1 protein-coding gene and 1 pseudogene are annotated in these 2,511 nt (G+C 75.6%); both read right to left on the bottom strand.

What is annotated here, in order from left to right; genetic code table 11:
* Positions 1 to 183: 183 nt before the first annotated feature.
* On the bottom strand, positions 184 to 1,020 hold the full coding sequence (locus tag HLB09_RS15670) for a bacteriorhodopsin (protein WP_171204251.1): 837 nt from the start codon (positions 1,018 to 1,020) through the stop codon (positions 184 to 186).
* A 226-nt stretch (positions 1,021 to 1,246) separates the two neighbouring features.
* A pseudogene (locus HLB09_RS15665) lies at positions 1,247 to 2,511 on the bottom strand (hypothetical protein); the annotation flags it as partial.

Genomic DNA, 2,511 nt, shown 5'->3' with positions numbered 1-2,511 from the left:
GTGCTCGCGCTCGGCGGCTTCGAGGCCGTCAACGTCCTCGGGGCGGCGCTGCTCGTGCCGGCGGCCGTCGTCCTGGCCGCCGCGGCGCTGGGGCGAGGCGCGGGCGCCCAGCCGCCGGCCCGCCCCTGAGGACCGGCCGTCGGGAGGGGGAGGGGCCGGGTCGGAGCGGCTGGCCGGAGGAGCTCAGACGCGCCCGGGCGGGTCGACCTCGGTGACCCCGCCGCGCAGCGCGGTCGCCTGCTGGGCGCGGGCCTCGCCGTAGCCCTCGAGGCGGCTGACGCGCTGGGCGATGATGCCGAGCAGGACGCCGTAGACGACCTTCGAGGTGACGTCGGCGATCGTGTAGGTGATCTGCCGGGCGACGACGCCGTCGGCCGAGTCCCAGATCGCCGGCATGAGGTAGGCGCCGGGGTAGAGCATCCACGTGACGGCGAGGAGCCAGAACACCGCCTTGACGAGGGGGCGGACCTCCTCGGGCAGCCGGCTCGCGTTGCCGTAGGTGGTGCGGAAGACGACCAGGAGGATCACCGCGAAGAAGACGGTGCTGACGGCGCCCCACACCCAGAACGGCGCCGGTCGGTCGACCTCGTAGAACTGCCCGACGTAGCCGGTGTAGACCATCGCGAGGCCCGCGGCGACGAAGATCACGACGCCCCGCCGGAAGGCCACGCCCGTGACGCCGACGACGACGAGCAGCTGCACGAGCAGCGCCGGGACGTCGATCGACCAGTTCATGTAGCGGAAGCCGTTGGAGAACAGCTGGTCGCCGACGACGTAGGCGCTGCCGTCCCACACGAAGGTGCGCTGCCACTGCAGCGAGATGACGAGCAGCTCCAGGAAGGCCGAGACCATGACGACCGCCGACAGCGACGAGGCCAGCCGGTAGCGCGGCAGGGCGTTCCTGCTCGTGACGAGGAAGTACACGAGGCCGGCCGCCATCGCGGCGTAGCCGAAGGTGAAGACGTGGTCGACGATCGAGTACTGGAAGAAGTTGTACGAGAACTGGTTCTCGGCGTTCACGGCGGCTCCGTCCGGCGGGGGCGGGTGGTCGCCGGCGCGGGCTGCGACCGGGCGGTGCTGCCGAGCATGGGGCGGGCGGTCGGGAGCCGCAGCGCCAGCAGGGGCCTCTCGGCCCGACGTGACGAGACCGTGACGCGAAGGCCGTGAGGGCGTGGGGTGCGGGTGGTTGCACGACGACGGCTTCTACGCCGTCCTCGTGCAGCCACCTCGGGCGGTGCGCCCCGGGTCAGCTGGTCTGGGTGTTGGGCAGGTGGCGTCCGACGTAGCCGACGTAGACCCGGCCGCTGCGCCGGGTGTCGTCGAGGTAGTGCAGGCGCGGGCTGGTCTGGCCGAGGCTGAGGAGCTTCATGTGCGCCCACATGGGCGCGCGGCCGGAGGGGTCGACCTCCACGGGCACGGGCAGCAGCCGCGGCGCCCGCAGGCGCGGGTCGTTCTGGACGGTCGAGCTCTCCCCGCGCGCGTGCCGGCCGGCGGGCCAGGAGCACATGCCGTCGGGGGTGCGCTCGAGGTAGCCCTGCACGTCGCTGTCCACGGACCCGTCGGCCTTCGCGGCGGCGTAGTCGCGCAGCGCCAGCAGGGCCTCCCACGTGCGCTGCACGTGCAGGCCCGTGTGGACGACGTCGTCGAGCTCGAGCGCCCGGGCCGGGTCGCCGGTGAAGACGACGCGCGCGAGGCGGCCGGCCGCGAGCCGCTCCAGCAGCTCGGCGGTCGTCGCGGGCACGGCCTCGTCCTCGTCGGCGGGCGCGGTGGACCAGGCGTCGATCTCGACGCCGCTGCGCAGGACGCGCCGCTGCAGCTCGCGCAGCCGCTGCTCCGCGTCCAGGCGCGCCTGCTCCGCGAGGGCGCGCTCGAGCTGCTCCTCCTGGTGCGCGGCCTCGGCCTCCTCGAGCCGCGCCTGGGCGGCGACGAGGGCGGCGGCCAGCACGAGCACGAGGCCGTCGGCGCGCGCGCCACCGGCCCCGAGCCGCACGGCCGTGCCGGCACCGGCGCCCAGGGCGAGGGCCAGGGTGCCGACCGTCGGGACGACGGCGCTGGCGAGGACGAGGTCGCGGCCGGCGACGACGGCGGGCAGCCCCGCACCCAGGGCGGCGAGGACGAGCCGGTTGACGGACAGGACGACGAGGACGGCCGGCACGAGCAGCGCGTCCGAGACCGCCGGGCCGGCGAGGACCACGCCCGCCGTCGCGAGGACGGCGACCGCTCGCACCGCTCCGGCGCCGACGAGCACCGAGCGCCGCCACCAGCGGTCCAGCAGCGTGCCGACGAGCGGCCCGACGAGCGTGTACGGCAGCAGGACGAGGGCGAGGAGCCCCGCGACCGCGAGCGGCGTCGGCGCGCGCTCGGGCGAGAAGAGCAGGAGCCCCGCGAGGCCGAGCTGGAAGGCCCCGTCGCCCGACTGGGACAGGAGGCGGACGAGGAGCAGCCGCCGCAGGCCGCGCCCTCGCAGCAGCCGCGGCAGCGCGGCGAGCCCGGCCGTCGCCCGCCCTCGCC

Source organism: Pseudokineococcus marinus (genome assembly GCF_013004605.1).
GTDB lineage: Bacteria > Actinomycetota > Actinomycetes > Actinomycetales > Quadrisphaeraceae > Pseudokineococcus > Pseudokineococcus marinus.
Note: the sequence above shows the minus strand (reverse complement) of the source record. Positions and strands in the feature narration are given on the sequence as shown.